This is a genomic window from Oscillibacter sp. (assembly GCF_032060045.1).
Taxonomy (GTDB): domain Bacteria; phylum Bacillota; class Clostridia; order Oscillospirales; family Oscillospiraceae; genus Oscillibacter.
Map to the genome: position 1 here is coordinate 97,619 of NZ_DAMBZJ010000001.1, position 7,008 is coordinate 104,626.

The following is a 7,008-nucleotide window of genomic DNA, read 5'->3' on the forward strand; positions in this document are numbered from 1 at the left end:
CCTTGGGAAAATGTCCCGAAACGCGGCCCGCCGTTAGAGATTTTTATCGCCGTCAAAGAATTTTTGTGGACCGGAGCTGCAAAAAATGTTTGATAAAGCGACAAATGTCCTCCGTATAGCATACATTCCCGGAGACTATGACGCAATATTTAGCAAAAATGCAAGAGCCTGCCGGGAATATTCGTTTAATTTGACGTTGACAGCCGCGCTTTGGGGTGGTAAACTTGCTCCATTAAAACCGCAGCGGTTTTATTTAAAAACTGAACATATCAACAAAGGTGTTGATGGAGAAAAGTACCGCGGAAAATCGGTCAAAGTGAGCAGGCGGCAGTGGGAAGCCTGCACAAGAGTCCGCGCGAAGAACACTCCGGAGCTGCGATCTGAACGCGGGACCCCCTGCCAGTAGGAAAGACGAGTTGCGACCGTTAAAGCGCACGGGCTTGTTGGAGCCTTGAAGGTGACTGTTTTACAGTAAGTTAGGTGGCACCGCGGATAGCAGCTATTCGTCCTAAAATTTTAGGATATAGCTGCGTTTTTATACGCTCTTCCAAGGAAGAGGTACAAAATCCGGAGGTGCTTTTTATGTGTTCAATTATGGGATTTTCAAGCAAAAAATTGACGGAAGAAGAGGTTAAAGCTTACTTTAACCGCTCCGTGGACCGGGGACCGGACATGAGCCGTGTTACCGAAACAAAGTCCGGCTATCTCTGCTTTCACCGTCTGGCCATCATGGGTTTGGACGAGACGGGGATGCAGCCCTTTCAGCTTGAAGAAGATCAGGCGGTGTGCAACGGTGAAATCTACGGCTTTCGCCCCATCCGCAAACAGCTCTCTCAGAGATATACGTTTAAAAGCGGCAGTGACTGCGAAGTGTTGCTTCCCATGTTCCACGAATACGGGCTGTCCATGTTTGCCCGGCTGGATGCGGAGTTTGCTCTGATTATCTATGATTCCGCAACCGATTCACTGATTGCCGCCCGGGACCCCATCGGCATCCGTCCCCTGTTCTACGGGTACGACGCGAGCGGCGCGATTGTATTTGCCAGCGAGGCAAGAAATCTGGTGGGCCTGTGCGACGAGATTTGCCCATTCCCTCCGGGACACTATTATGCCTACGGAAAGTTTATCCGGTTTGCGGACCTTACGGAAGTAACTTCTCGGGTTCGGGGCGATCTGGATACCGTTTGCCGGGGAATCCGCGACAGGCTGATCGCCGCCGTGGATAAGCGGCTGGACGCGGATGCGCCGGTGGGCTTTCTTCTCTCCGGCGGCCTGGATTCCTCCTTGGTTTGCGCCATCGGCTCCGTGGTTCTGGGGAAAAAAATCCGCACCTTTGCCATTGGCATGGATCAAGACGCGATTGATCTGAAATACGCGCGGGAAGCGGCGGATTTTCTCGGCGCGGACCATACCGAAATCTACATGACCCGGGAGGAGGTGCTTGCGGCGCTTCCGGAGGTCATCTCCCTTCTGGGCACCTGGGACATCACCACCATCCGGGCCAGCATGGGCATGTATCTCTGCTGCAAGGCAATTCATGAAAAGACAGACGTTCGCGTGCTGCTCACCGGCGAAATTTCCGACGAGCTGTTCGGCTATAAATATACCGACTTTGCCCCTTCCGCTACCGCGTTTCAGCAGGAGTCCCAGAAGCGGATTGAAGAGCTTTATATGTACGACGTACTCCGGGCGGACCGCTGCATCGCGGACAATTCCATCGAGGCCCGCGTTCCCTTCGGCGATCTGGGCTTTGTGAAATACGTGATGGCCATTGACCCCGCCGTGAAATTAAACACCTATGGAATGGGGAAGTATCTCCTGCGCCATGCCTTTGAAAACGACCATCTGCTTCCTGAGAGCATCTTGTGGCGGGAGAAGGCGGCATTTTCCGACGCGGTGGGTCACTCCATGGTGGACGATTTGAAGGCCTATGCCGAGACAGTATATTCTGACGAAGAGTTTGAGCGGCAGCGGCGCAAGTATGATTATTGCATGCCCTTTACAAAGGAGAGCCTGCTGTACCGGGACCTGTTTGAGAAGGCGTATCCCGGTCAGGCCAAAATGATCAAGGATTTCTGGATGCCAAACAAAGCGTGGGAGGGCTGCAATGTAACAGACCCCTCCGCCCGCGTGCTCTCCAACTACGGGCAAAGCGGAACGTAAGCAATTCGGGGCCCCAGCCCCTGATTTCCATAAAATCGGCGTATTACACAGAAAACAGGAGGATGAATGCTATGACTACCACACCGACCGCCCTGCCGGAGCTGTTCGGCAGCCTTGTTTTTAATGAGGAAACCATGCGCCAGCGCCTGTCCCCCGCGTCTTACAACGCGTGGAAAAAGTGCATTACCGACGGCACCTCTTTGGATATTTCCATTGCCAATGAGATTGCCGAATCGATGAAGCAATGGGCCGTGGAGCACGGGGCTACCCACTTTACACATTGGTTCCAGCCCATGACCGGCGTCACCGCGGAAAAGCACGACAGCTTTGTGGCTCCCATCGGTGGGGGAAAGATTGTTATGGAGTTCTCTGGCAAAGAGCTGGTCCGGGGTGAGCCGGACGCGTCCTCCTTCCCCTCCGGCGGACTGCGGGCCACGTTCGAGGCCCGGGGCTACACCGCATGGGATCCCACGGTTTTTGCCTTTATCAAGGACGGAAGTCTTTGCATTCCCACGATTTTCTGCTCTTATTCCGGCGAGGCGCTGGACAAAAAGACACCTCTGCTTCGTTCCATGAACGAAGTCAGCCGTCAGGCAGTGCGCATTCTGCGCCTATTCGGCGACACGGAAACCCGGCGCGTCACACCGCAGGTGGGGCCGGAGCAGGAATATTTCCTCATCGACAAAAAGGGCTATGCCCAGAGAGAAGACCTGCGGTTCTGCGGGCGGACCCTGTTTGGAGCGAAGCCCCCTAAGGGACAGGAGCTGGAGGATCATTACTTCGGGGCCATCCGTCCCCGCGTGGCCGGGTTTATGAAGGAGCTGGACGAGGAACTGTGGAAGGTGGGGGTGCTGTCCAAGACCAAGCACAACGAAGTGGCCCCTTGCCAGCATGAAATGGCCCCTATTTTCACCGACGCCAACACCGCCTGCGACCATAACCAGTTGGCCATGGAGATGATGAAGCGGGTGGCCGACCGTCACGGTTTGGTCTGCCTGCTGCACGAAAAGCCCTTCGCCGGCGTCAACGGCTCCGGAAAGCACGACAACTGGTCCCTTGGCACCGACACGGGCAAAAACCTGCTCAAGCCGGGCTCCACGCCTAGCCAGAACGCCCAGTTTTTGCTGTTCCTTGCCGCATTTATCAAAGGCGTGGATGAATATCAGGATGTGCTGCGTTCCACCGTGGCTTTTCCAGGGAACGATCATCGTCTGGGCGCGCAAGAGGCGCCTCCCGCCGTGGTGTCCATCTTCCTGGGCGACGAGCTGAACGCAGTGGTGCAATCCATCATCAACGGCACCGCATATACGGATGCTGGAAAGCGGACGCTAGAGGTGGGAGTGGATGTGCTGCCTTCCATCCGGCAGGACAACACGGACCGCAACCGCACCTCTCCCATGGCGTTTACGGGCAACAAGTTTGAGTTCCGCATGCTGGGTTCGTCCCAGTCTATTTCCGGGCCCAACATCGCTTTGAACACCATTATGGCGGAGGAACTGGAGCAGTTTGCAGACCAGCTTGAAAAGGCGAAAGATTGTACAGCTGAGCTGCAGGCGCTTATTCGCAAGACGTTTACTGAGCATCAGCACATCATTTTCAACGGCAACGGCTATGATGATGCATGGATTCAGGAAGCCGAGCGGAGAGGCCTTTCCAATTTGGCCTCCTCTCCCGACGCACTGAAAACCTATACCGCCCAGAAGAACATGGATCTGTATATCAAGCACGGCATCTACACCAAGAGCGAGATTGAGGCTCGGGCTGAAATTCACATTGAGAACTACGCCACCACCATCTCCATTGAAGGGAAAATTATGGCGGACATGATTCGGCGGCAGATTCTTCCCGCGGTCTCTTCCTACGCCGGAGAGCTGTGTCGCCGCGCGGCAGACAAGAGTGCCATGGGCGCGGCTCATCGGTACGAAAGGGACATTGCGGCAAAAATCGGTACGCTTGCCGACGGTCTGCTGGAGGCAACAGAGCGGTTGGAGGAGGATCTGAGCAAGCCACACGGCGATTCCAGAACCGCCATGGACTATGCCCATGACACCATTCTCCCCGACATGATCGCCGCGAGGAAGCTAGCCGATGAGTTGGAGACGCTGACTGCCCGGGAATACTGGCCCTTCCCCGTGTACAGTGACCTGTTGTTCTATATTTAATTGTAATAAACGCGCGCCGGGAAGCAAATTCGCTTCCCGGCGCAGTTTTTTGGATTCAGCTCTCCATGTGTTTGCCCATAAACGAGGCGATGGTTTGTGCCAGCTTATATTCCGTTTCGGAGACGGGGATCAGGGGTCCCTGACCCACAAACACCACGGCTCCCAGCAGATCGCCCTCTGACAAAATGGGGGCCGCCAGCAAAACCTGAAACTTCTCAACAGAGTCGCTCACTGGCATGGTGGGCTGGGCCGGGTCTGCCTGATAGACCTTACGCGTCTCCATTTGCTCTTCCAGCTCCGGAGAAATGTGCTTACCCATCAGCTCCCGCCGTCCGCCGCCGGCCACGGCCACAATAGTGTCCCGGTCGGTGACAGCGCAGATGGCGCCGGTGGATTTGCTGACGGACTCGCAAAGCTGGCCGGCAAAGTCCTCCACGCCGCCCAGCAGCGAGTATTTTTTAAAAATGACCTCACCGTCCCGGCTGGTGTAAATCTCTAACGGGTCGCCGTCACTGATAAGATTGACATCAAACACCTTGTCCGGCCGGTTTAAGCTGGACTGGGCGATTTGCAGGCGATGCTCGGCACTCTGCATAATCGCTTCCGTACTCTCCGAAAGAGCCATGGCGGGCACCGCTTCCTCTTCGGCCCCAAGGGACACACCCGTTCCAGTGGACTGCAAAATTGCGTCTACATCCGCTTTGAGTTGAATTTCAATGTGGTCTTCAAAAATATTCATACGATGGATCATCAGTTCCAGATCATTTCGCTCCAGCTTGGGCTTTTTGAGAATGTCTTCAAATACGTCCAAGGCGGTTTTGGCGACGCGGTTTACCTGAATAATGGTGTTGCGCTTGTCCTCGGTCATGGAAATCTGGGTTTGCAGGCCCTCAATGCGGCCAAGAAGATCGCCCTCCAGCTCGTCATAGGTTTCCTCCAAGGTTTCCTCCTGCTCCGGGTGGCGCATAATGTCCCGGATGCGCTGGCGCTTGGTGGCTTTCAGCTCCTGCTGAAGGTTTCTGAGAATTTCTCCCAGATGCTCTGCCGAGCGCTCTGTTTCTTCCACATCTTCCTGTTCGCGGGCAAGATCCGCATTCAGCCGGTCCAGCATGGCGGTGGAGTGCTCCCGCACCTTACGGAGATAGACCTTCATCACCTCGTCCAGTCGGTCCACCCGGATATGATGACTGGTACAGGCCTTCAAACCCCGCTTGTGATACTCTCCACAGCGGTAGGCATCCTTTAAATCCGGCCGGCTCATGGCAAACATGGGGGAGCCGCAGTCACCGCAGAAAAGGAACCCGGAGTATACGTTGTCGTTGATCTTCACGCCCCGGTAGTTGGATGTGGTGCGTTTTTCCCGCAGAGCCATGGTGGTGGCGAAGGTGCGGTAGTCAATTATTGGCTGATGGTGGTTTTCAAACACAAGATGCTCCGACTCGTTCCGTTTCAATTCCTTTCCGTTTATTTTTTTACGGGCGTATTTACCCTGCCGCAGCGTACCGATATAAAAATCGTTGTCCAAAATACCTTGCACGGTGACAATGCTCCACGCCGTCTTCACCTGCCGACGGTATTCTGCACCCTCTGCCTCTTTGCGGTCCCGCTCCGCCATGCGGGGGGTGGGAATGCCCTGTTCGGTGAGATGATTGGCAATTTTTTTATAACCCCAGCCATCGTTATAAAGGGAAAAGATGCTACGCACAATATCCGCCTCGGTGGGCACGATTTCAAACAATTTCTGCTTATTGACGACATAGCCGTAAGGCGCGGCGCAAATCCAGTTTGCATCCGCCTGCCGCCGTCTGATGACCGACTTCACCTTTTTGCTGGTGTCCGTCACAGGCATCTCGTTGATGAGGAACTGAAATTGAATTTTCAGCCAGTCGTCGTCGTTGGGAAAGTCGATGCCGTCCCCGATGGAGATAATGCGCACACCCGCGTCTCTCAAATCCTCCAGTTCCACCAGACCCCGGCTGTTCCGACGGGAAAAACGAGAAAAATCCTTGACAAGAAGAATTTCCTTGCGATGGGACATCAGCTCTTTCCGCAGAGTTTGATACCCCTCTCGCTGCTCAAAGGTATAGCCCGAGCGATCCCGGTCCTCGTAGAAGGAGATAGAGGAACCGGGGAAGCGCTGGCGCACAAAGTCTGAAAGGATGGCCTTTTGGTTTTCGATGGAGGTGTTGTCTCGGTCTAACTCTTCATCCACGGAAATTCGGCAATAGCCGGCAATGTCAAAACGTTCTGTCAATATAAATCACATCCGTAATGTTATGGATAGATAACATTGTATATCAGCTTGGGGAAATACGCAAGCAAAAAGATCGGCAGGGCATTGGCTCTGCCGAGTTTCTGTTTCATCCGGCTGTTTAAAAAAAGAAATCCATAGGTGACATGGACGCGAGAGTGATACGCGTGCTGGAATATTCATCCAAAATATGGGGATACTGGGTGCAGCGAAGGCGGCAGGCCCTTTACAGAAAAAACCATGGCACTGGTTTCGTTCACCACAAAAGGCGGAACGTTAACACCAAAAATGCAGCATCGCACGCGATATTACGAAAGGAGACGGCGCCTATTGGAGATATGCGTCAGTTCCAATCAAAAGTTGGTAGAGGTTTGGCTGACCTGTGAGGAGCGGCAGGACACGGTTCTGCGAAAAGAACTCCAGACTTTGTAT

The 7,008-nt window shown here is 54.3% G+C and carries 3 protein-coding genes and 1 other annotated feature; of the genes, 2 read left to right on the top strand and 1 reads right to left on the bottom strand.

All coding sequences use genetic code 11. From position 1 onward, the window contains the following. Positions 1 to 272 precede the first annotated feature (272 nt). Positions 273 to 514 (top strand) — a binding site (T-box leader). 68 nt (positions 515 to 582) lie between these two features. Beyond that, the gene (asnB, locus tag RT018_RS00455) at positions 583 to 2,163 is read left to right on the top strand and encodes an asparagine synthase B (RefSeq protein ID WP_312938552.1); all 1,581 of its coding nucleotides are present in this window, start codon (positions 583 to 585) and stop codon (positions 2,161 to 2,163) included. A gap of 71 nt (positions 2,164 to 2,234) precedes the next feature. Further along, on the top strand, positions 2,235 to 4,325 hold the full coding sequence (locus RT018_RS00460) for a glutamine synthetase III (RefSeq protein WP_312938553.1): 2,091 nt from the start codon (positions 2,235 to 2,237) through the stop codon (positions 4,323 to 4,325). Positions 4,326 to 4,380: 55 nt separating this feature from the next. On the opposite strand, the gene RT018_RS00465 is transcribed toward RT018_RS00460, so the two are convergent. Further along, entirely contained in the window at positions 4,381 to 6,579 is a 2,199-nt protein-coding gene (locus RT018_RS00465; protein ID WP_312938554.1) for a stage V sporulation T C-terminal domain-containing protein, read from the bottom strand. Positions 6,580 to 7,008 lie beyond the last annotated feature (429 nt).